Raw genomic sequence first — 22,651 nt, forward strand, 5'->3', positions numbered from 1 at the left:
ATGCGAGTCAGATCGAATTGATCATAGCCAGTGAGTATTTGACTCAAATTCACGGTTGGAGGGAGCACACCCAACATACTGGAGTAGGACATAAACACTTTCTTGCTGAAGTGCCACTCGCCGGAAGAGATCAGCAAAGGTGTCATCACCCCCAAAACACGCTTTGATATAGTGATTAATATCATGGGTTTGGTAGCCCTCTACATAGAGTGAACGCACCCACTGGTATTCCACGGCTTTAGCATTGGTGAGAGTTGCTTCACTTAACGTGATTGACTTGAGTGTTAGGGCCATGCCTATGTTTCTCTGTATGATTATTTTGGTATTACAGCAAAGAAACATGAACCTTCCATGACAAGATTTTTATAGCCATGTCATTACGGCGTTTGCCGTTTTGTGTTGATTGAATGCTGTAGCACGAGGCAATAACTAGTCAAGGTCTTTGAGATATTTAACATGCGCTTCCATCTCTTCGCCAATTTGCATGCGCATATTCATCAGTCGTATCGCAGAATCACGTAGTTCAATCTCTTCCAATGATGTTGGAACCCATTCTGGCACTGCGGTGGGTTGCCCTTGCTCATCGACAGCGACCATGATGACAATACAGTGTGTGGTTAAGCGATTTTTAAGTGCTGTCGGATCACTGGCCTGTACATCAATGGCAACATGCATGGATGTTTTTCCGGTGTAGATAACTTTAGCATTCACTTCAACTAAATTTCCCACATGAATCGGAGCAACAAAGCGGATGCCGCCGGCATAAGCAGTAATACAGTATTTGCCACTCCACCCTGCCGCACAGGCGTAGGCTGCTAAATCAATCCATTTCATCACGGCGCCGCCATGAACTTTCCCACCAAAATTGACATCACCAGGTTCGGCTAAAAAGCGCAAAGTGACGTCGCGTTTTCTAAAACTCATGAGGCTTCCTTTATCATGGGGAGAGTATAGATATACCTCACTATGCGGTAGATGCAAGCGATAAAGATGAGCGGTATTTTAAAAAGGCACTAAAAAACCCCTCTGGGTGAGAGGGGTCTAGAAGAGCGGTACGAATAAATTATTGGAGGTGTGTACCTAATACGTTGCCAACTGATTGTTAGTAATTCAGCGGGGTGAATCATAATGTATTCACAGCCATGATGTAACTGTTCGATCGGACAGGTTTCCGATGGGGTGGGATTGTATAGCGTGATTTCTCCATTAACTCAAAGGAGAAATATCATGAGTATTACCATCTATAGCCATTCATTCACACATTTGCCTCAGTCGGATTATGTTGCGTTGTTAAAACTGCGTTATAAGGTGTTTTGTCAACGGTTGCACTGGGATCTTAACGTGAAGGAAGAGTTAGAAAGTGACGAGTATGATGTACCCCAAGCTCATTATCTTTATGCTAAAGAAGCGAGTGGCCATTTAATTGGCTGTTGGCGAATTTTACCGACCACCTCTCATTACATGTTGGAAAGTACCTTCCCTGATTTATTGGGAGAACTCGCAGCGCCCAAGCATCCTCAAATTTATGAATTGAGTCGGTTTGCGGTTGATAAGGAGCATTCTGCACTTGCGGGAGGCGTCAGTGACGTGACCATGAAAATGTTCCAATCACTGTATTACCATGCTCAAAAATATGATATCGACCACTACGTAACAGTGACGTCGACGGGGGTAGAAAAGCTGATTCAGCGTTTAGGTATTCCTTGTGAGAGGTTAGGAGATAAGCAAGTCCATCTCTTAGGAACAACGCGTTCGGTTGCTCTTTCTATTCCAATGAATACTCAATACCGAGAAAGTGTAGGGGCTTAATTGCTATAAGTAAGGGTGAATATAGCCGCCCAAAATGGCTTTAGTGATAGCTTGGTAGCGATTCGTCGCACCAAGCTTTTTACAGGCATTGGCAATATGAAATTTTACCGTACGTTCAGAGGTATTGATGATCTGGGCGATTTCCCAAGCACTTTTCCCCTCTGCAGCCCAGCTTAAGCATTGGTGCTCTCGTTCGGTGAGCTTGGCTTTAGGTTGGGCATCTTTGTGGCAACGCGTAATATTATCAATATTTTGTGAAAGCAATGGAATGATCAACTGAGAAGTTTGAATAGCTTGAGCATTCAGTGCGTAGTGATGGGTATCTGAAGTGGCAAAGCTAAGCATACCAAATTCACCTCTTAGCCCATGAACAGGGATCGAAAAGCCTTCTTTGAGTCCATTGATTTTCGCTTCTTCAAAAATAATACGACTATGTGGATTTTGAGCTCGCACTTGTGACCATTGAATAGGAAGAAAATGGTTCATGCTATAAGTCACGATAGGATCGATGAGCATGAATTCTGACTCATCATATTGCTGGCGCCAACACGAAGGGTAATTGTCGGTAATGAGGGTCTCACTTTTCGTTAAGCTGGTTTGTAGGGAGAGCCCAAATAAGAAATATTCATGATCAATGAGGTTATTTAGTTGGAGTAAGGTCTGCTCAAGATGTTGATGAGTCGTGATGCTCTGATTTTCTTGGATAAGGCGAAGAATCTTTTGCATTAAACTTGGTCTGTCAGGGTGGGCTGGTGTATTGATACTATACCGAAATAATTTTCATATAATGAAATAGTTACTAAATTTAAGTTTAGTTGAATATTTAGTAACTATTTTGTGTGTAAATTGATCAATAAAATAAAAATGGGTAGCTTTTAAAGGGCAACTTGAATTGTAACCTCATTTTCTTGGGCGAAAGATTCAATCTCTTTTGGCGGTGGTTGATCGGTGATCACCAAATCAATATCAGCAAGTGTTCCCAGCTTAACCATGGCATTACGGCCAAATTTACTGTGGTCGACGCCTAAATAAACACAGCGGCTATTCTCAATAATGGCACGTTTAACCCGTACCTCATGATAATCAAAGTCAAGTAATGAACCATCGTAATCAATACCACTGATCCCTAAAATCCCGAAATCGAGCCGGAACTGAGAAATAAAATCTAATGTCGCTTCACCGGTAACTCCCCCATCTTTGTTGCGTACCTCTCCTCCTGCGAGAATAATACTAAAATCGGGTTTTCCCATGAGGATGGTTGCAACGTTGATGTTATTGGTCACAATTCGTAACTGATGGTGTTCGGCCATCAATGCTTTAGCTATCGCCTCTGGGGTTGTGCCAATATCAATGAAAAGGGTTGCACCATCTGGAATATGTTTGACTAAAGCGGCAGCAATGGTTTCTTTTTCTGTCTGTAAAGTCACTTGACGCGTGTGATACGACGAATTTTCAGAGCTAGTTGCAATGGTTGCTCTGCCATGATTTCGTCGTAATTTATTGGCATCGGCCAATTCGTTAAGATCTCGGCGGATGGTTTGTGGGCTCACGTTAAACCGTTCGACCAACTCTTCCGTGCTAACAAAACCTTGAGTTTGAACAAGCTCAATAATTTCTTGGTGGCGTTTAACCGCTTTCACTGGCATATCCTTATACATTGAAGTGTTATACCTAAGAAATTTCAACTTTCATCTAAAGAGACATCTTGAGGTCACTTGAGCATACAAGTGTACGGTTTACTCAATAAAATTCAATGAATTCGTTCGTTTTAAGCTTCGTTTCAGACAAAACGAACATGAAACCAATAAGGGATATTAAAGTGGTGAAGCTTTTTCTATCGGTTTTAATATCACTCGTCGGCGAATTTTTATTTGCGATAAAATCACGCCACTAATCACCATTAAGCCTCCGAACAAATGGTAGACATGTATTTGTTCACCCAACAAGGTTGCTGCTAAAGTGAGGGCGACCACAGGCAATAAATTCATAAACATGGCAGAAGAGTCTGCGCCAATCGCATCAATGGCTTTGATCCACATCCAAGGCGCCAGCAATGAAGCCGCCATACCGGCATATGTAATCAGAACCCAGGAGCCTTTCGTTGGAAGCAAATGCTCACTGGTTAACCAGAGCGGGGTGAGCATAATCACCGCACACACCCCTTGTAAGTAGATCAACGTCCAACTGCTAAAAGGCATTTTCCAGCGTTTGAGTAACACGCAATAAAGCGCGTAAACGAGAGCAGCAAGCACCATCAATCCATCGCCTTGAGTGATGGGTTGATGAAAGAAAAATAGCATATCGCCTTGTCCAAGCATGAAAGCTAACCCAAGTAATGAAAGGATACCGCCAGCAATACTCAACCCAGAGATAGATTTACGTAATAAAGGTACGCTAATAAACACGCTCAGTAAGGGAACGAGAGAAGTGATTAACGACATATTCGAGGCTGTGGTGGTTAACCCTGCGTAGTAACCTAATGATTGGTTAAGTACCATTCCTAGCAGAGCTAAGCAGGCCAGTTTGGGTAAATAGGGTTTGATTTGGTGGCGCTGTTTGAGCACGCTGGGTAAACAAAATGGACTTAAAATCAACATCGCAATAAACCAGCGGTAAAAACTCATGGCGCTGGGTTCAATCACACTGGCGGCCAACTTATTAACAATGGAGTTGCCTCCCCAAATCAGCACAGTAAACAAAGGAAGTAAATAAATCATCGGTGCCTCATTGCCAGTTAAGTATTGGCGGTAGTGTGACAGGTCTATATAATTATATATATCTTTAAAAAGACACTTTGAGCGATAGGAAGACAAGTTTGATGAAGCCAGCGAGAAACCTTCACCCCTCATTATCAATCGAACGTGCACCATCTGATGTATTTATGAATTTTGAAGCTTTTCTTTCTAATACTGAAACTCGGGAGCACAGCCATCATTGGGGTCAAGTACAGTTAATCTCGGGGGGGATTTTAGAAATGGAAGCCGAAGATACGCGGTTTTTAGCGCCGCCTCATTTAGCGATTTGGGTGCCAGCGGGTATTCGTCATAAAAGTTATAACCGCCGGCCGCTGGAGTACTGTTCTCTCAATATTGCAACTGAGATGACTCAAGCGTTTCCGAATAAAACCAGCCTTATCAAAGTGACACCGATTGTGTCGGCGATTATTGATGATTTTCGTCAACGTGAAGTGAGCATTGCTCAGAGTGTGGAGGATAAGCGTTTGGTGCAAGTGTTATTAGATCAATTAGCCACCCAAGAGACTCAGCATCATTTCTTACCGACCAGCACCCATAAATATTTATCCCCCATATTGAAGGCGATAGAAGAAACGCCAACGGATGAAACCAGTTTATCGGAATGGGCACAAAGGATTCATACCACAGAAAGAACCCTTGCTCGTTATTGTCAAACCGAACTGGGAATGAGCTTTACCGAGTGGCGGTTACGTGTGCGTTATCTTTATTCGATGGAATTGCTACGGCATGGACATTCGGTGAAAGAAGTGGCATTAACTCTGGGCTATAACCAAGCCAGTCCGTTCATTACCATGTTTAAAAAATACTCCGGCCAAACGCCGGAGCAGTATAAAAACCGTTTGTTATAACTTGTGGGTAGGGTATATCAATCGTTAAATAAAGGGAGTTATTTAACGACCCACTGCACTGTTTCACCTGCACGAATAGGTGTTACTATCTCTTTCCCAAATGGCAAAGAAGCAGGCACATTCCAAGCTTCTTTGATGAGTGTGACGGTATCGCTATTACGTGGTAGCCCATAAAAATCAGGTCCATTATGACAAGCAAATGCGGCCAAGTTGTCTAGTTTTCCTGCCTTTTCAAATACTTCTGCATAAAGCTCTAAGGCCGCATGTGCGGTGTAAGAGCCTGCACAACCACAAGCGGCTTCTTTATTGCCTTTTGCGTGGGGGGCTGAGTCGGTCCCTAAGAAAAATTTTTTATTGCCGGAGGTGGCTGCGGTAATCAACGCATCTTGGTGAGTGGCACGTTTGAGGATCGGTAAGCAATAAAAATGCGGGCGAATACCGCCAACTAACATATGGTTTCGATTAAAGAGTAGGTGATGTGCGGTGATGGTTGCCGCGAGATTTTCACCCGCATTTTTGACAAAGTTAACGGCTTCGGCGGTGGTGATGTGTTCTAACACTATCTTTAACTTTGGAAAATCTTGCACGATAGGGGCTAACACCGTTTCTAAGAAGGTTTTTTCTCGGTCAAAGATATCGACATTGTGCGTGGTCACTTCCCCATGAATCAAGAGCAGCAGCCCTTCTTCTTGCATGGCTTGTAAAACTGGATAAATATTTTTGGGGTCGGTAACGCCGGAATCTGAATTGGTGGTTGCACCTGCTGGGTACAACTTTGCCGCCACAATTGCTCCTGAAGCTTTGGCGCTACGAATTTCTTTAACTGAAGTGTTGTCTGTTAAATAAAGCGTCATTAATGGTTCAAAATGAGCCTGAGGTTTTGCCGCCATAATGCGTTCACGATAGGCCAGCGCCATTTCTGTGGTGGTGACGGGTGGGACGGTATTGGGCATGATCAAAGCTCGCCCATTGTAACGGCTAATATCACGTACCGTATCGGTTAGAACCTCGCCATCACGCAGATGAACATGCCAATCGTCAGGACGAGTGATCGTAAGTGTTGTCATGAATTGCTCCCACCATGGATAAGTTGAATGATTGGAGCCTAAACCTGGCCGTTTCATATGACGCAAACGGTTCCGTTTAGGCGACAGGATGATAGAGGAAAAACGGCACAATATCATCCTTTTCTTGAAACCAGAGAAGTCAGAAGGTACTTAATGAGCTTATTGGGGCGATGATGGAATCTTGCTTCATTTGTTTTACTATAGCCAGTGCAGAGAATAATAATGAATAAGGAATTGTCATGTCGTCCGCTCTACTTTCAAAAATTTCGCTCTATCCCGTAAAGTCCATTGGTGGATTGTCTCTTTCCAGTGCTTGGGTTGAAAAACAAGGTTTGTTGTTTGATCGCCGCTTTATGCTGGCTTTTGCTGATGGCGGAATGGTGACGGCGAGAAAGTACCCCTCCATGGTTAACATTCGTTCTGTATTGACGCCGGATGGTCTGATATTTTCAGCCCCCAATAGGCCATCATTAAAGGTTTGTTACCAGACATTTAAAATGCAGCCAACCCAAGCTCAAGTATGGAAAGACAGTTTTACTGCTTATACCACCACCGACGAAGCCTGTGATTGGTTTAGTGCTGTACTGGGCAGGCGTGTTGAGTTGTTGTTCACTGGAGAGCAGTCTAATCGCGTACGTGAAAAAGTGGGGAGTAATGTCAGTTTTGCGGATGGTTATCCTGTTTTAGTGATCAGTCAAAGCTCATTAGATGAGCTGAATCGTCGGAGCTCTGAAACGCACAGTATGGATCAGTTTCGAACCAATTTGGTCGTTTCCGGAACGGAACCTTTTGCTGAAGATGGTTGGAAGCGTATTCGAATTGGGGAAGTAGAATTTGAAGCAGTAAAACCTTGTGAACGCTGTATTCTGACCACGGTAGATGTAGAGAAAGGCGCGTTTCGGGCATCGAAAGAGCCTTTGCAAACATTGTCTCAGTTTCGTGCCAATGAACAGGGTGGGGTGTTTTTCGGTCAAAACTTGATTGCCAAAAATGAAGGTATGATTCATGTTGGCGATGAAATAGAAGTGCTGGAATATAAAGAGAAAGAAGTGTATGTCGATCATGGGCAGGTACGGCTCGGTACAGAGCGTGAAACAACGGCCAAGAATTTATTGTTAAAACAAGGGCTGCAAGAAAAAAAGAGGTATCATCAGGAGGAATTTGGAGTGACACAATGGGTCAGCAAAGCGTATAAAACTCTGAAAATTAGTCTGGATGGGCACGTTTTTCAAGGGAATAACCAATCCAGTTTACTTGAACAAGCCGAAGCTGCTGGAATATCGATGGCAAATAGTTGTCGAGCTGGATTTTGTGGTGCTTGTAAAGTCACCGTGGCGTCAGGCAAGGTCTCTTACCCCGAACTTCCGGCATTACTAGAAGAGGAACGGTATCTAGGGAAAGCTTTGGCGTGTAGTTGCATACCAGAAACGGACATCGAAGTGGTCAGCGACTAGGCGCGATGGTTGATGTCACTTTTACCTGAAGAGCCAGTGTTAACGGCTCTTCAGGTGAAAATAGATTAAGCTTTATTACGGACGGGATTTGCATAGCTATCCAGCAAATAGCGATGAGCGCCTTCAGGTAAGTGCTGTAACTTCTCGGTAAGTTGTGCTTGGTGCTGGGCGGTGATGCCTTCGTTATCCATTTGTGCTGCAAGGTAATTGATGGGATAGAGGCGGTAATGATGGTGGATTTGTCGATCAATTTCTTTAGCTAACAATTCCGGTGTGCTAAAGGGTTCACTAATCACATCACCGAAAGCGACATGAACACGACCTTTTTCACCAACAATACCTTGAATGATACTTTCTATATCTTCAAATTCGCCTTTCTGATATTGACCATGTGTGGCTTTCTCATACAGTTCACGAGCTTTCGCCACATCGCAAGGGTCATTTTCATAAGAGATTGAAACAGGAACAATCTTTAACGATTGAATATAATCGGCAAACTCAATTTTTTGTTTACGGCCTTCGACATGAAACATTTTTAAAATAGCGGCATCCGTAAAATCATTCCCATCTTTGGCGCGCCCTTCTTTTTGTGCAATCCAGATAGAATTACCAGTATCCAATGAGTGCTTGATATAGGCTGAGAGCGTGCTGAGCGCTTTCATCATTTCGCGTGGGCCTTTCGCGGAGCGTTTGACAATAAAGCTTTTATTCAAGCGCATTAATTCCGTTGCACAGGGTTTTTTAAGTAAATTATCGCCAATCGCAATCCGCACCGTTCTGTGACCATTGGTGTGCAGGCCGTAGTTGACCAGTGCGGGGTCCATAGCGATATCTCGGTGATTAGAGATAAACAGGTATGAGGTGTTTTTATCTAGTTTATCTAACCCACTATAAGTAACCCCTTGAGTCGTGTGCGCTAATGTCTGGTCAAGATACTTTTTTACTTCCAGTTGAATCGCTTCAATGGAAGTCAGTTTGGCCCATTTAAATTTAAGATAAATCTTGACGATTGGCACCATGAGAGGTTTTAGCCAAGCCGGTTGACGAGCGAAGCGATGCTGTAAAATCGCGGAAATAAATTCTTCATCATTGATTAAACGCTCAATGGCTGCGGGAATTTCCTCGTCATTGTAAGGACGAATATCAATATAGGGATCGTTTGTTGAAGTCATAGTTTTGTACATCAAATAAAAAGCTGGCTTATTCTACGCATACTAGCGAGTACTCGCAGCTACCGTTAGCACATAATTTATAAGGTCAGACCAGAATCGGGCTGATAAGGTTCAGTTCAGTTGGCTTTTTTATCGAGAAGCGTTACTCTTAGCGCCCTCCAATGAGATGAGGCGAATCATGAACTACGCTATTCAGTCAGAAACTTGCTCCTTCCCCTATTTGCAAGTGACGGCGCGAAAACGTGCGATTAAACATAGCTTGATACAAGTGGATCAAGGTTTAGTGCTCTTTAAGCTGGGTAAACAAGAATACGCTATCGAAGCCAATCAAGCACTCTGGATTCCTTTAGATTGTTTGTCAGCACTCACTTTCTTCCCCAATACTCAGATCACTAAGATTGATTTCTCCGTACGACTACGAGACTCTTTTCCTCGTCAAGCGGGCGTGATTAAACATAGCGAGCTTAGTTTAGCGATCATGAATCGATTGCGTGAAAGTGCTGCCAGTGATGCAGTGTATCCTCATTTACACCAAGTTCTAAAATATGAAGTACAGAACTTTGAACCCAAACTAAAAATGACGCCTTTAAGTCAAGCTTTGAATTTATGGCATCCGATGCAATCTGGCCATGTTAGTAAAGAGCAGCATGTTGTTTTGCTGATTCGAGAAGCCGTGAAACGCCGTCTCTCTGGGGGGAAGAAGCAAAGTATTATTGATGAATTATTCAGTGGGCAATGTGAACAGTATCATCAGTTATGTCAGCTTATTTTGGGGAAGCCTCTGTAAATTAGCTATCTAACGACCACTCCGCCGAGCGTTAAATTTGTAGGCCATTGCTGGATTTGATTGCCCCCTAAGAAGAGATTGCCATTAACGGTCATGGTGTCTGGAAAGTGGGTAATCTTAGAGCCGCCAATATAAAGGTCACCTTGTACAACTAACCCTTCTGGCAATGTTTCCAATGGGGTGCGCACCACACTTAAATCACCTTTAACCTTTAGCCTTGGCGGTAAACGAACCAAAGGTGTGTCGGTCAGGTTTAAATACCCTCCCACTTTTACGCCCGCTGGCCACTGAGCAATTTGTGTGCCCAGTAAATTTGCATATCCCCGAATGACGGTGCCCTTAGGAATCCGTGATAGTTGGCTGTTTGATGCTTCTAAACTTCCTTCAATACGCAGCTGTTGAGGTAACGTTCGTATAGCTGTTTTAGCGATATTTAAGTTGCCTTTGAGTTCTAAACCCTCAGGGAGTTGGGTATAGGGTTTATTGCGTAGATTGAGATTTCCGTAGTTATCTAAATGGTTAAGGATTTTGTATTGATCAAGGGTGCTGGCCAACAAAGGGAAAGAGCAGAGTAGGCTTAAAGTGTAAATTAACCAGCGAGGCATAATCTATTCTCTTAATATGGATAGGTGGGCTACAGTATTACTGGCAATCAGGTGGGGTTCAACTGTTTCGTTTAAGGGAAAGAAGTGAGCGATGATTCGCTCACTTTTAATGATTTAGCGCGCTAGAGAGCGTGATTTAAGTTCAAAGATCAGCTTTTCTGCACTGACTTCAAATTTAAAGCGAGCATGCAATTCCTGTGCGTTATCAGCCATTGGTAGCACTTCGTGCTCAACATTGGTGCATACTTCTTTAGCTAATTGAATATATTTATCCAATTCTTGCTGAAGAAGTGCTTGGCTATCTGCGATAACGGTTACTTCAGCCACTTCATCCCCTTCTTTGATGATAAAGCCCATTTCACCCGCAACACCGCATGCTTCACAGACTTCATTTTCTACGTAGCATTGATCACTCATCTCATTATCCTCTTACAAAATTTAAGGCTATTTTACCTCTCCTTAACCAGTGATGCCAATCAAATAACTGAGTGTATTAATGAGAGTGAATGATTAATAAATTTGACTTTTCTCGATGCGCAACAGAATTTTGGCGAATGAAAAAATGGGTGATGTGACTCATATCTAATATTTATCACACAATGTGCCAGTATTTTGTCAGAATGGCATTTGTTTCATTGTCTTAACCAATGGATTATAAGATGATTCTTTTGACGTATAAAATTATTACGAATGATGATTTCATCGCTTGGCTTACTTGGGCAATAAATCATAAACGATCTGTAGGTAGCACGGGTTTTATCCTGTAATTTTACGCTGTGAGGATATAAAAAATCATTCGGCTCAACGTCACTGATGCAAATATTGTCGGTTTAAAACTAAAGATATACGAATAATTTATAGAAGAGTCTAAACCATGCCAAAACGTAGTAAAGAAGAAACAGAGATCACCATCCAAAGGATTATGGATGCGGTGATCGATCAACTATTAAGGTTGGGTTATGACAAAATGTCTTATACGACATTAAGTCAGCAAACGGGAGTATCCAGAACTGGGATCAGCCATCATTTTCCCAAGAAAACGGATTTTGCATTAGCCCTTGATGGGAAAATTTTTAATCTATTTGTCGCACATTTAGAATTTGAGCAAGGGATCGATGCCTTTACTCATAGTTGGTTACACGCCCTGCAAGAAAATGAACAATTTTTGTCCATTCTCCGCTTGGTTTTTCATCATGTGGTTGCGACAGAACGCGCAGAAACCTTTTCTCAGCTAGCCATTGAGCGTCTTTATAAACTGGCCCAAGAGAAGTTGGGGCCTGACAGTGATAAGCAAGTGGAATGGTTAATTGGTAAGTCGTTAGTGGCGATGAGTCAATAAATGCTAGTCAAAGCACAAAGCCAACCCTCTTGTTGGCTTTACTGATCCCCTCTCTATGAAGTAGCACCTAATTGGTGCATTTTGGTTCGTACGTCTCTTTTTCTGCACAGGTTTGGTGCATAAAAGCATGAGCGATGGTGTCTCTCACTAGTCGTATTCACTAGCAAAATGTTCTGAGGCTAGTGATGCTGTTTATTCTTATGCTGAATCACAGCATAGCATTCGTTTTGAGCGTCTATGGAATGGGCTTTGCATTATAAGCCTGAATAATCAAATACATGGACAGTAATTTTTATGCAGCTAACAACAGAAGAACAACATTGGCTTCCTTGGTTGGGAAAAACCGGTAAATGGGCGATGCGTAAAGCCTGTTTTTTGAACCGCAGTCGAATCTCAACGCTTGAGCAAACCTTTGAGAATATTGCGAATACTCGTGTGAATATATTAACCACGTGGGCGAATAATCAATGGTCTTTTTTACAAGATGCCGCCTTATATCTATCGGCTAAAGGTGAGCTGGAATATCACGAGACTTTGCAACGTTTGCTGAAACGCTCGAGCGATTTTTCGGAGTTATTTGTGGTCTCTCCGCAAGGTGTTGTGGTGAACTCGACTTACATACAACAAAATGGACGTTCAGTTCCTTCGCTAGAAGCGTTACAGATGGGGTTGAAGAAGCCGTTTTTACATGGCCCTTATATTGATAAATTAACGCTATCGATTGGCCCTTCTAGCTCCTCGTTTCATGATGAAGTGACACTGATGTTTTACCAGCCCTTGATTCACCATGGAGAAGTTATTGGGTGTCTTTGTGGGCGAGTTCCCAATGACGTGGTGGGGGATTTAATCCAACGAGAAGCTGGGCATATTTACAGCGAATCGGGGGACAACTATCTGTTTATGGTGGAACCGAAGTTTGATCGCTCGATTCGAGCTGGAACGGCGCTGTCTCGCTCGCGCTTTGAAGATAACCGCTTTTCCCATGGAGAGAACCTCAAGGAGGGGATTCATACCCAGTGGGGGACGGTAAAAATTCAGCGTCATACGGAATTTGAGATTATGTTTACGGATCCTGCGACGCAGCAGCTTCATCCCGGTGTACGAGAAACCATTAAGCGAGGTTCGAATTTATTCGTTGAGTATCCGGGTTATTCTGATTATCGGCACATTCCCGTAATTGGTAAAGGGGTGACCTTTGTGATGCCCGGTTCACTTGACCGTTGGGGGATGATGTGTGAGTCAGATTTGGAAGAAGTTTATCGACACCGTTCTTTATCGCTCAAATTAGATCAACAATTCACCTTAAGTATTTTTGCACCGTTATTACTGCCTTTTTTGATTAGTTACCTTTACCCCTTAGCTGAGTGGCAATTGTTGTTACTGTCTATGTTAATGGGATCGATCGCGGTTGCTCTGTTTCATGGATTAACTGCGAAACCGATCGCCCAACATTTATCCAGTATGACCCAGGTCATGCAAGTACTGGCAGAAGGGGATGGAAACTTGACTCGACGCCTTAGTACTGAACATTTTAAAGCCGATGAAACGGGAGATTTAGGGCGATGGACAAACAGCTTTATTGATAGTTTAGAAGAGATAGTGAACGATTTGGTTTTTGCGAGTAAGGAAGTGCAAAATGTATCTGAATCGATGTTAAAACGTAGTCAGATACTTCTTTCTACGAGTGACACCACGGCCAATTCAATCACCGAGATGCTCTCTTTAGCACAAATCCAAAGCCAAGAAATCGTCCATGCACACGATACCGCAACAGATATGAATCAACTTATGCAACAAGCGGTAGAAGTGGCACAGCAGGAATATCAAAAAGCCGCAGAGAGTGCGCAAGACATTAAAAATATTGTTCAGTCTTCAGCGCAAACGGTCAATGAAGTAAACAGTGAAATGCAAAAAATCGGTGGCATTGTTGGGCTGATTACGGAAATTACCGCACAAACAAATTTGCTAGCGTTGAATGCTGCTATTGAGGCTGCACGAGCGGGTGAGCATGGGCGTGGTTTTTCTGTGGTCGCGGATGAGGTTCGGGTATTGGCCAATAAAACCTCACAAGCAGCTAATAATATTGGCGAGTTGATGGAAGCATTGCATCAGCAATCTGCACGAGCGGTTCGTTATATGCAAGAGGGGATCACGAATGTAGAAAATAATACCCAAGTGATTGATGATTCTAGCCGGAGTGAGCATCTACAAGCTTCTGTCACCGGGTTATTTTCCTTAATTCAGGAATTGGCTCGTAATAGTGAGGAGCACCGACAAACAGCAGATGCGGCACAGTCAACGGTGGTCGAACTACAGGAAGCGTCAGCCCAACTAGCGCGTCGTACGACCTTGATGCAAAACTCATTACACCGTTTAAATCAATTGGTTGGTCGCTTTGAAATCAGTCAATCTGCCTGAGGTTTTATGCATAATGTTGTACAATGTTTATTCATGACTCGGTAGTTTGTGCACTAAATGTGCGATCGAAGTCATTTTTAACAGTATTGCATTTATAAAAACCAAGCAGTTAGGCATTATGAACTTTTCTTTTCAAGGATGAGTTGCTGTATGCCTACCTGTTTGAGTTCGCGTAGAGTCACAATCGGCGTTGTTATGCCCATGCTTAGTGGCTTCTATATGGGAGAAATTAGTGCCACATTCCGCCAGTTAGCGGAACAAGAAGGCGTCAATCTTATTATTATTCGCTCTGGTGATAGCCGTGATTTTTCGTTGCCTATTGCATTGCACCAAATGGATGCTTTGGTCGTAGTGCTGCATGCGGCAGCAAACACCTATGTGGAAGCCGCGACTCGGTTGGATATTCCTGTTATCTCGATGGGGGCAAGCTATTCTCCTTTGCCCGTTGAACAGTTTTCTAGTTTGCAAAGCAGTGGCGTTGAGCAGCTATATCAGTGGCTGGTTTCATTAGGCCATCAATACATTGGTTTTTGTGGCGATCTTTCTGTCACAGATATTCGCTCTCGATTCAATGCCTTTAAGCAATGTGTTGAACGCTATCATCATCGAACATTTGATACCTCTCAGCTGTTTAGTGTGGAAAATTGCCAATTGGCGGGGGGCAGGCAAGCGGCGGAAGAGTGGTTAACACTATCGTCTAACCGGTGTACGGCAGTTATCTGTGCGACCGATCAAAATGCGCTGGGCATGATAGAGCAACTTAAGTTACATGATATTGATATTCCTAATGATCTCGCTGTCGTGGGAATTGATAATATCTTCTCTGGTTGTCGAATTTCACCACCGTTAACCACGGTTGATCAGCAGTTAGAACAGCTAACCCGTGCTGTTTTTCAACGAGCGTTAGAGCGTATTGCCGGAGTCGGACTTAGCCGGGAAGTGTCACATATTGAGCAAAGCTTAGTGATTCGCCAGTCATGTGGGTCTTCACCGTTAGATAAATCATTAGAACTTGACCGAGAAACTGTTCGCCACGCTTTACTTTATGAAGCGCTACATTCTCCTTCAGAGCTGTTTGATAACCTTTATTCTTTAGCTAAAGGGGGCTTTCAGTCCATTCTTGATGCACAAACGCTGTATCAGTGCCAATTGAAAAGAGCAGAGCTGCACCGTTATGAGCAGTATCGGTTGACTTCCCAGCGCAGTTTAATCAGCAGTGATGAGTTGAAGCAACAAGAAAGCGATCCGCAAGATGTGCGAAACCTACCGTATTTGGAGGCAAAAGAAGCCAGTGTGATCACCCTTTTACCAGTGAACCGAGGGGAGCAAGGGGATTGGGATGTGGTCACTGTGGTTGAAAAACAGAGTTGCGAGCGTAGTATCGCTCAATCGGCGATGTTCTATAACTATTTAGATATTTTATCGCTATTTATTGAGCGAGATGCACTGATTGAAACCAGCCAGCAGCGGCATAAAAAATCACAGCAATTACTGCAGCAGCTTAAAGTTGTCTCCAGCAGCTCAAATGATGGTATTTGGGAGTGGGATCTGCAGCAACAGAGACTTTACTGGAATGGCCGGCTAAGTGTCATGTTGCGTTTTACTCAGTCTAATCAGTCCGGCGTGATTGATCCTCAGTTGTTCCTTAATCGAATTCATCCTGAAGATATTGTGGCGTTTGAGCAAATGATCCAAGAACATTTAACCACAATGAGCCCATTCAAAATGACACTACGATTATCACGTGATGATGGGCATTATATTTGGGTTCAGATGAATGGCTCTGCGATCCGTAATCATCATGGCCTGCCCGTACGTATTGTTGGTTCGATGATTGATATTACCGAACAGCAGGAGTCGGCCGATAAAATCCACCAAATGGTTTATTTTGATGGACTGACGGGCATCGCCAACCGGCGTAAAGTTATGGAAGTGATCGAAAAACACATTAAGGAGCAGCCTGAACAGCCAAGAGCAGTGATGATGATGGATCTCAACCGCTTTAAGATGATTAATGATACGTTTGGCCATCAAGTGGGGGATGCTTTACTGCGTCATGTGGCTGAAGCTTTGACCAAGTCATTGCGTTCTCAAGATTTGATCGGGCGCTTTGGTGGTGATGAGTTTGTCTTTTTCTGCGATGTTGTTAATGCACACCAAGCTTCTGAGTTGGCTTTGCGGTTATTGCGTGCAGTGGAAAAACCGATGTGTTATCAAAATATTGAGTTGGTTAGCCAAGCCAGTATTGGGGTAGCATTTTATCCAAGCCAAGGGATTAATGCCGATGAGCTGATTAAAAATGCCGATATTGCGATGTATCGCGCGAAGCAAATGGGTGGTGGTAAGGTGATGCATTACGAGAAAAAAATGCATCAACCTTTCGAGAGCCATTTACAAACCGAACATTTACTAAGCCAAGCCATTGAACAAGGTGAAATAAAAGTTCACTACCAGCCGCTGTATGATAACCGCAGTAAACAGATCTGTTCTGTCGAAGCTCTGGCAAGATGGTCGTCACCGACCTTAGGCGTGGTTCCGCCGAACCAATTTATTGCGGTGGCAGAGAACAGTTTTTTAATGATGAAACTGGGTGATTGCATCATTGATCGGGTATGCCAAGATGTCGTTTCATCCCCATGGTTGCGTAGTTTACACCATATTTCAGTCAATATTAGTGCTCGTCAGTTGGTACATAGCCACTTTACTCGGCATCTTTTGGATAAAATTAATGCTTATCGATTGCCCCCTTCTCTCTTCTGCTTAGAAATCACTGAAACAGCTGCGATTTCGGATAAAGAAATGAGTTATCGAACATTAAGAGAGTTGCAAAGTGCTGGCTTTAGTTTGTCATTGGATGATTTTGGTACAGGGTTTTCTTCTTTATCTCTTTTGAAAGGGTTGCCTATTAAAGAGGTAAAAATTGATCGATCGTTCATTAATGATATTAGTGAAAAACCGTCAAATTTAGCTTTTATCAAAGGGCTGGTGAGCATGGTGCAAAGCCTTGGTTTTCGAGTGGTGGCTGAAGGGGTTGAAACCCTGTCTCAAATGGAAGTGTTAAGCGAATTGGATATCGACATTATCCAAGGCTTTTATTTTTCTAAGCCTAAAACCCTCGCAGAATTAGAAGCTGAAGTGAACAAAGAGCAAGTGTCGGAAACATAAGAGGAGACGGTGTCTCCTCTTACCGCTTCATTGGATATTAACAAGCCGGTTCGCTATGGTTATCTGCTAAGTTATGGGGGGTGGTTAAATCCCGTAACCAGAGCCGAGTACGATAGCGCCGCCAACAGAGCGTTAATTTGATGATCTCTTCTACCAGCATCATCATATACACTTGTTCAAAAGAGTAATGCATGACAAATGCGGCAATGGCGGTGAGAGGTAAACCAAAGAGCCACATAGCGATGAAATCCATCTTCAAGCAAAACGTATTTTCGCCCCCAGCTCTCAGTATCCCATTGATGATGACCATATTGAGCATCTTCAAACTGATCGCAATGCTTAAAATTGTCATCGCGGGTTGGGATAATGGGAGAAATAACTCAGAGTCTAAGTTTAATCCCCGTAATAGCCATGGCTGAACGAGCAGTAATAGTAGAGTGGTTACCAGCCCGAGTAAGGTGAACATCTTCGTAAATAGCTGGGATGTTTCCATTGCTGTGGCAAACTCTCTGCGTCCGAGGTTTTGACCTATAATGACGGAGCATGCGACGGATAAGCCAAAAAACAACGCATAACAAAGTGATTCAAATGGCCCCAGAGTGCTATAGACCGCTAGCTCTAACGTTCCCATATGCCCAAAAATGACTTGATAAATCATCGTACCGATTGCCCATAACAGTGCACTGGCAACTGCGGGAAGGGCTAATTGGTTATAGGTTTGTGATAAATGACAGAGTGGCTTTTTGAGCGGTAATGATGTCGTGGTGAGCCAGTGCTGTTTATAAGAGAAGAAAAACACATAGGTCAGCATTTGTAGTAAACGAGCGATAGTCGTTGCCAACGCCGCTCCAGCGACACCCATAGGAGGAAGCCCCAACTGCCCTGTGATTAAGAGGTAGTTTAAAGCGATATTGACCACAATGGTTAAGGCGGCGATAGCCAGCGGTGTTAGGCTATCGCCGGTTGAACGCATAGTTGACTCTGTGATGATCACTAAATGCGTTAAAATGAGCACAGGTGAAGCATACAATAAATATTCACTGCCAAGGGCAATCACCACCAAGTCACTGGTTTGTATTTGTAAAATCCAAGGTGCGAACCAAACAAACGCTATGCTGATTGGGAGTAAAATTGCAACGCCCACTTTTGCTGCGTGTAGAGTAATGACTTTACAGGCTATGGTATCGGATTTCCCCCAAAATTGGGCCACAAGAATCCCACTGGCTGTGGCAAGGCCTGCCATAATCATAATCGCGACAAAGTGCCATTTAGAGGCAAGACCGACCGCTGCCGTAGCTTCTTTTCCGAAACTACTGACCATTAACACATCCGCCAGCGATAAAATGGCGACCAGCGCACTCTGAATGGCAACCGGCACACCAATTTTTAATGTATGGGTCAAAATGTATGAGGTACTGGGTGTTATGCGCATTATTTTCATGCTAAATGAACATCTTAAAAGGCAATGAGAATTAGGCGTACTGTAAAGGGAAAGAAGAGGATGTGAAATGTTCCCAAATGACAAAAATCTGTGCAAACCCGTCATAGATACCACTTTGCTTAGTGAGAAAAAATGGCGTGATGAGGTTTTTCTTGCTCCGGCATGTCAGGAACGCTTTCTTGTTCAATCAGATGTTCCAGAAATGAAACCGCAGGGAATTTTTATGGCTGGTCTTGCTCATCTCGCTGATCAATATTGGGTGGAAAGGACGATGCCTGAAGTTCATACCGTATTAATTACTTTAGAGGGAGAAGGGAAGGTCTGCACCGAACATGGCGGCTGGATGATACCTCCGAATACGATTACGGTGTTACCTGCCCATCAGCCTTTTCGCTTTGAGATAGCCAGTGATGCCCCCACATGGACGATGGTTTGGCTGTTGCTGTACGACAATGAACGTTGGCAGGATATTCATCACTTTTCTCGTCCGGTGATGCGTTTTGATAACTGCGAAGCCATTTGGTCATTAGCCAGCTTGATTTATCGTGATATTGGTGGCCGGGCGGCCTTTCGCCAGTTGATGATCAGTGAAGTGGTGAACATTTTGTCTAATCTTGATAATCAACTCTCTGATACACAACTTCGAGTAATGAGTGTACTGAATACGGTCCAATCTCAATTACATCAGGATTGGACCGTATCAAGAATTGCAGCGCAGAGCTATTTAAGTGAAGAGCAGCTTAATCGGGTCGTCAAGCAGATTGCCGGGATGCCAACTCGTGATTATGTGATCACTATGAGAATGCGTAAAGCGTTGGATTTACTGCAACACAAAGACTGGTCAATCAAAATGATCGCCTTACGTTTGGGTTACCAAGACCCCAATAATTTTACTCATCGTTTTCGAAAGTATTACGGGATATCGCCTCGTGAATATCGTCAGCGTCATCTTTAAGTACTCCGTGTTTTTTACTCCAGTACATCAAACCTACGGCATTTTAGTGGTTTCAAGCGATGCTTTAGACTCAATTGGCTGAGGTTTGACAAGGCTCATGATAATAAAGCTCAGTAGACCAAGCAGTAATGTGGGCACTATCGGATGAATGCCCGCGAGGTTTGGCTTAAACCACATGAGGCTTAGGTAAGTGGTTAACCCCACAACCATAGAGCTTAATGCACCAATTGGTGAGGCTTTTTTCCAATACAGGCCCAAAACCAATGGCCATAAAAAGACGGCTTGTAACCCGCCTAATGCAATCAAGTTTAGCCAGACAATCATCTCGGGGGGATTGGTGGCGGCAAAAAAGACCAGCAGTGCAAAGATAGCCGTGATCCATAACGATAAACGATTGAGTTTTCGTTCAGCATTATGCTCATTCACCAACTGTGGATTGATGTAGTTGATGTACAAGTCTTTCAGCAGGGTTGCAGAAGATTGAATTAATTGAGAATCAATGGTCGACATAATGGCCGCCATGGGGCCTGCCAAGAAGATGCCAGCAACAAATGGAGGAAGCACCGTCATCATGAGTGTTGGCATGATTTGGTCTGGGCTTGCTAATTCAGGGATGAGTGCGCGTCCCAGCGCTCCGGTGATATGAGTCCCAAACATCAGCAGAGCAATCATAATGGTGCTAATTACCATTCCCTTATGTAAAGAAGAGCTGTCTTTGTACGACATACAACGAACAGCTGCATGAGGAAGACCAATAACGCCAAAACAGACCAACACCCAAAAGCTGAGCATAAACGGTTGGCTAAGAAACTGGTCTGGGCCATAGGGGGTGATTAATGCTGGATCAATGTGATGCAACTCAGTGACTAACGCACCTAAACTTCCGCCAGCATGAATGACACCAATCAGTAAAATTGCCGTTCCGATCAGCATCATAATACCTTGTATGGTATCGGTTAATACCACTGCCCTAAAGCCGCCAATGGTGGTATAAAGCCCCACGGTACCAGCAAAAATTAGCAGCCCATGTTGGTACGATAGTCCCGTTACCGTTTGCAATAAACGCGCACCACCAACAAATTGGACAACCATGGTACCAAAGAAAGCCAAAAGTAAGGCCAGTGAAGCAAGAATAACGACTGAGCGGCTTTTAAAGCGAGCATAAAGCATGTCATTGAGTGTGACGGCATTATGTTTACGAGCTTCTATGGCGAATTTTTTCCCCAATACTCCGAGTGTTAACCATGTTGCAGGTAGTTGAATCATTGCCAATAACACCCAACCTAATCCCATTTTGTAAGCTGCACCCGGCCCACCAATAAAGCTGCTGGCGCTGGCATAGGTAGCCGCCAATGTCATGGCTAAAACAAAGCCACCCATGCTGCGACTACCCAGAAAATATTCGCTAAGAAAATTGCCGCTTACTTGATGACGGCGAGTGAAAAAAGCAATAGCAAATACCCCAATGAGGTAAATCACTAGAGGGATAATCAATAGGTTATTCATGGCTATCACGAGTAACGGGGTCAAGTGGAATATCACGGTAAAATATTTTCACCATAACCGCACACAAAACAGTAAAGAGAATAGGGCCGATAACACAAGCGAGCACAAACCAAAGTGGCAAGCCGAAGTATAGTTCCGGCATGCTCATGTCTTGTTGAGGGGCAGAAAATCCATAGGCAGAAGCATACCACCAGAGAAAGTAACCAAGTGCTAAGGCAATGGCAGCCAGCGCCTCTCGGTGAGCTTGTTGCGTGATACGAGCTTGTGGAGTCATCAATTTCTCCCAGTCTAGATATTTTTAAGGGGAGGTATGGTATACAAATGTGCAGCAGGGCACAAAATTTTATAGGAATAAATCGGCAAAAGAGAGGGGAATAAAATGAAGAGACTAAAAAACAACTAAAAATTTGGCTAGTGTAGCAAGAGAAAGGTATAAACTCAGGACGGCAACGATGGGAGCCTTTCAGTATGCTGAATAAAGAGAAAACAGACTAAAAGGCAGTAAACCATACGTGATGTTAGCTACGCACCGTACTGCTTATCAAATTCTCGCTGCTCTAAGATATCTTCAATTCTCTTGCGGGTCTGGTGCTGCGTTAATGGTATTTTTTCACTACTCGTATTTTGCGGTGGTGGGTTTTTCACTTTCTTCGGATTTTTAGCCATAAGTCATCATCAATTAAAATTAAAATGGAATTCATTAGTACACTAATGAGGTTTAAATACTAGTCAAATATCTTCTTTATTCGCAGCATCCCACACAATGTGTAGAACAGAATGTTGAATTTCCTACCAACTAGGGAAGTTGTAACCTTTCAACTTAACTTGATGGGAAGTCGGTATGGCTGATCAAAAGAGGGAATCTAACTGGAAAAATGTGTGGTGGGGAAGCGTATAAAAAGAAATGGCGCGATAAACTATCGCGCCATTCATGATTCTATTTACAGAACCACAACTTGTTCTGCTTGAGGGCCTTTTTTGCCCTGCTCTACGCTGAAGCTTACTTTTTGGCCTTCAGCAAGAGTTTTGAAACCATCTGAAACGATAGAGTTGAAGTGTACAAACACATCGCTTCCGCCGTTGTCTGGAGTTAGAAAGCCGAAACCTTTAGTTTCGTTGAACCATTTTACTGAACCTGTCACTTTAGCTGACATAGTTACCTCTATATTTTAATGACACTAAACGATAATTGGCTGGTAGATAAGCTATTAAACGGTAGATGAGGGTAAACTTGCACAGGCACTAAACGAAAGGGTTCGATGGTTTTCTGAGAAAAAACTTACACTTAATATCGCATTAACAGCCCTTCTTAGGAGCCGAGATTTACTA

22 protein-coding genes are annotated in these 22,651 nt (G+C 43.4%); 8 read left to right on the forward strand and 14 right to left on the reverse strand.

Going from position 1 to position 22,651, the window contains the following annotated elements; genetic code table 11:
- Positions 1-21: 21 nt before the first annotated feature.
- Together EXA13_RS04710 and EXA13_RS04715 are read right to left on the reverse strand one after the other, a co-directional pair.
- Positions 22-294, reverse strand: a complete 273-nt coding sequence (locus tag EXA13_RS04710) for a hypothetical protein (protein ID WP_238132128.1) — start codon at positions 292-294, stop codon at positions 22-24.
- A gap of 135 nt (positions 295-429) precedes the next feature.
- A complete protein-coding gene (locus EXA13_RS04715; RefSeq protein ID WP_238132129.1) occupies positions 430-924 on the reverse strand; it encodes an acyl-CoA thioesterase in 495 nt (164 codons plus the stop codon).
- 303 nt (positions 925-1,227) lie between these two features.
- Between EXA13_RS04715 and EXA13_RS04720 the strand changes: the two genes are divergently transcribed.
- The gene (locus EXA13_RS04720; RefSeq protein WP_238132130.1) at positions 1,228-1,809 is read left to right on the forward strand and encodes an acyl-homoserine-lactone synthase; all 582 of its coding nucleotides are present in this window, start codon (positions 1,228-1,230) and stop codon (positions 1,807-1,809) included.
- A gap of 3 nt (positions 1,810-1,812) precedes the next feature.
- Here the strand turns inward: EXA13_RS04720 and EXA13_RS04725 are convergent, their stop codons facing one another.
- The 3 genes from EXA13_RS04725 to EXA13_RS04735 form a co-directional block, all read right to left on the reverse strand.
- The gene (locus EXA13_RS04725; RefSeq protein WP_238132131.1) at positions 1,813-2,535 is read right to left on the reverse strand and encodes a LuxR family transcriptional regulator; all 723 of its coding nucleotides are present in this window, start codon (positions 2,533-2,535) and stop codon (positions 1,813-1,815) included.
- A gap of 149 nt (positions 2,536-2,684) precedes the next feature.
- Positions 2,685-3,449 (reverse strand): DeoR/GlpR family transcriptional regulator, encoded by a 765-nt coding sequence (locus EXA13_RS04730; protein WP_238132132.1) that lies wholly within the window; start codon positions 3,447-3,449, stop codon positions 2,685-2,687.
- 174 nt (positions 3,450-3,623) lie between these two features.
- A complete protein-coding gene (locus EXA13_RS04735; RefSeq protein ID WP_238132133.1) occupies positions 3,624-4,526 on the reverse strand; it encodes a DMT family transporter in 903 nt (300 codons plus the stop codon).
- A gap of 98 nt (positions 4,527-4,624) precedes the next feature.
- Between EXA13_RS04735 and EXA13_RS04740 the strand changes: the two genes are divergently transcribed.
- Positions 4,625-5,413, forward strand: a complete 789-nt coding sequence (locus tag EXA13_RS04740; protein ID WP_238132134.1) for an AraC family transcriptional regulator — start codon at positions 4,625-4,627, stop codon at positions 5,411-5,413.
- 38 nt (positions 5,414-5,451) lie between these two features.
- On the opposite strand, the gene pyrC is transcribed toward EXA13_RS04740, so the two are convergent.
- Positions 5,452-6,480 carry a dihydroorotase gene (pyrC, locus tag EXA13_RS04745; protein ID WP_238132135.1) on the reverse strand — a complete coding sequence of 343 codons (1,029 nt, stop codon included), beginning with the start codon at positions 6,478-6,480 and terminating at the stop codon, positions 5,452-5,454.
- Positions 6,481-6,719: 239 nt separating this feature from the next.
- On the opposite strand from pyrC, the gene EXA13_RS04750 reads away from it, so the two are divergent.
- Positions 6,720-7,934 (forward strand): YcbX family protein, encoded by a 1,215-nt coding sequence (locus EXA13_RS04750; protein WP_238132136.1) that lies wholly within the window; start codon positions 6,720-6,722, stop codon positions 7,932-7,934.
- Between the two features lie 65 nt (positions 7,935-7,999).
- Here EXA13_RS04750 and EXA13_RS04755 read toward each other — a convergent pair whose 3' ends face one another.
- Positions 8,000-9,106, reverse strand: a complete 1,107-nt coding sequence (locus EXA13_RS04755; RefSeq protein WP_238132137.1) for a 1-acyl-sn-glycerol-3-phosphate acyltransferase — start codon at positions 9,104-9,106, stop codon at positions 8,000-8,002.
- Positions 9,107-9,284: 178 nt separating this feature from the next.
- Here EXA13_RS04755 and EXA13_RS04760 point away from each other — a divergent pair, with 178 nt between their 5' ends.
- On the forward strand, positions 9,285-9,893 hold the full coding sequence (locus EXA13_RS04760; RefSeq protein ID WP_238132138.1) for an AraC family transcriptional regulator: 609 nt from the start codon (positions 9,285-9,287) through the stop codon (positions 9,891-9,893).
- A gap of 5 nt (positions 9,894-9,898) precedes the next feature.
- On the opposite strand, the gene EXA13_RS04765 is transcribed toward EXA13_RS04760, so the two are convergent.
- Both EXA13_RS04765 and EXA13_RS04770 read right to left on the reverse strand, forming a co-directional pair.
- Positions 9,899-10,498 carry a hypothetical protein gene (locus EXA13_RS04765; RefSeq protein ID WP_238132139.1) on the reverse strand — a complete coding sequence of 200 codons (600 nt, stop codon included), beginning with the start codon at positions 10,496-10,498 and terminating at the stop codon, positions 9,899-9,901.
- Between the two features lie 114 nt (positions 10,499-10,612).
- Positions 10,613-10,915 carry a YfcZ/YiiS family protein gene (locus EXA13_RS04770; protein ID WP_238132140.1) on the reverse strand — a complete coding sequence of 101 codons (303 nt, stop codon included), beginning with the start codon at positions 10,913-10,915 and terminating at the stop codon, positions 10,613-10,615.
- A gap of 457 nt (positions 10,916-11,372) precedes the next feature.
- Here EXA13_RS04770 and EXA13_RS04775 point away from each other — a divergent pair, with 457 nt between their 5' ends.
- From EXA13_RS04775 to EXA13_RS04785, 3 genes are all read left to right on the forward strand, one after another.
- The gene (locus EXA13_RS04775; protein WP_238132141.1) at positions 11,373-11,837 is read left to right on the forward strand and encodes a TetR family transcriptional regulator; all 465 of its coding nucleotides are present in this window, start codon (positions 11,373-11,375) and stop codon (positions 11,835-11,837) included.
- A 294-nt stretch (positions 11,838-12,131) separates the two neighbouring features.
- Positions 12,132-14,255 (forward strand): methyl-accepting chemotaxis protein, encoded by a 2,124-nt coding sequence (locus EXA13_RS04780; RefSeq protein WP_032480817.1) that lies wholly within the window; start codon positions 12,132-12,134, stop codon positions 14,253-14,255.
- A 150-nt stretch (positions 14,256-14,405) separates the two neighbouring features.
- Positions 14,406-17,420, forward strand: coding sequence for an EAL domain-containing protein (locus tag EXA13_RS04785; protein WP_269136869.1), 3,015 nt, complete (start codon positions 14,406-14,408; stop codon positions 17,418-17,420).
- A 37-nt stretch (positions 17,421-17,457) separates the two neighbouring features.
- Here EXA13_RS04785 and EXA13_RS04790 read toward each other — a convergent pair whose 3' ends face one another.
- A complete protein-coding gene (locus EXA13_RS04790) occupies positions 17,458-18,861 on the reverse strand; it encodes an MATE family efflux transporter (protein ID WP_430794464.1) in 1,404 nt (467 codons plus the stop codon).
- Between the two features lie 67 nt (positions 18,862-18,928).
- Here EXA13_RS04790 and EXA13_RS04795 point away from each other — a divergent pair, with 67 nt between their 5' ends.
- Positions 18,929-19,816, forward strand: a complete 888-nt coding sequence (locus tag EXA13_RS04795; RefSeq protein WP_238132144.1) for a helix-turn-helix transcriptional regulator — start codon at positions 18,929-18,931, stop codon at positions 19,814-19,816.
- 33 nt (positions 19,817-19,849) lie between these two features.
- Here the strand turns inward: EXA13_RS04795 and panF are convergent, their stop codons facing one another.
- The 4 genes from panF to cspE form a co-directional block, all read right to left on the reverse strand.
- Positions 19,850-21,322, reverse strand: a complete 1,473-nt coding sequence (gene panF, locus EXA13_RS04800) for a sodium/pantothenate symporter (RefSeq protein ID WP_238132145.1) — start codon at positions 21,320-21,322, stop codon at positions 19,850-19,852.
- Entirely contained in the window at positions 21,315-21,596 is a 282-nt protein-coding gene (locus EXA13_RS04805; protein WP_238132146.1) for a YhdT family protein, read from the reverse strand. Before EXA13_RS04805 ends, panF begins: the two co-directional genes overlap by 8 nt.
- Positions 21,597-21,844: 248 nt before the next feature.
- Positions 21,845-21,988: a hypothetical protein gene (locus EXA13_RS04810; RefSeq protein WP_167514860.1), complete on the reverse strand. Its 144-nt coding sequence runs from the start codon at positions 21,986-21,988 to the stop codon at positions 21,845-21,847.
- Between the two features lie 275 nt (positions 21,989-22,263).
- On the reverse strand, positions 22,264-22,476 hold the full coding sequence (cspE, locus tag EXA13_RS04815; protein ID WP_078925922.1) for a transcription antiterminator/RNA stability regulator CspE: 213 nt from the start codon (positions 22,474-22,476) through the stop codon (positions 22,264-22,266).
- Positions 22,477-22,651 lie beyond the last annotated feature (175 nt).

It is taken from the genome of Vibrio cincinnatiensis, from assembly GCF_022113815.1.
Taxonomy (GTDB): Bacteria; Pseudomonadota; Gammaproteobacteria; order Enterobacterales; family Vibrionaceae; genus Vibrio; species Vibrio cincinnatiensis_A.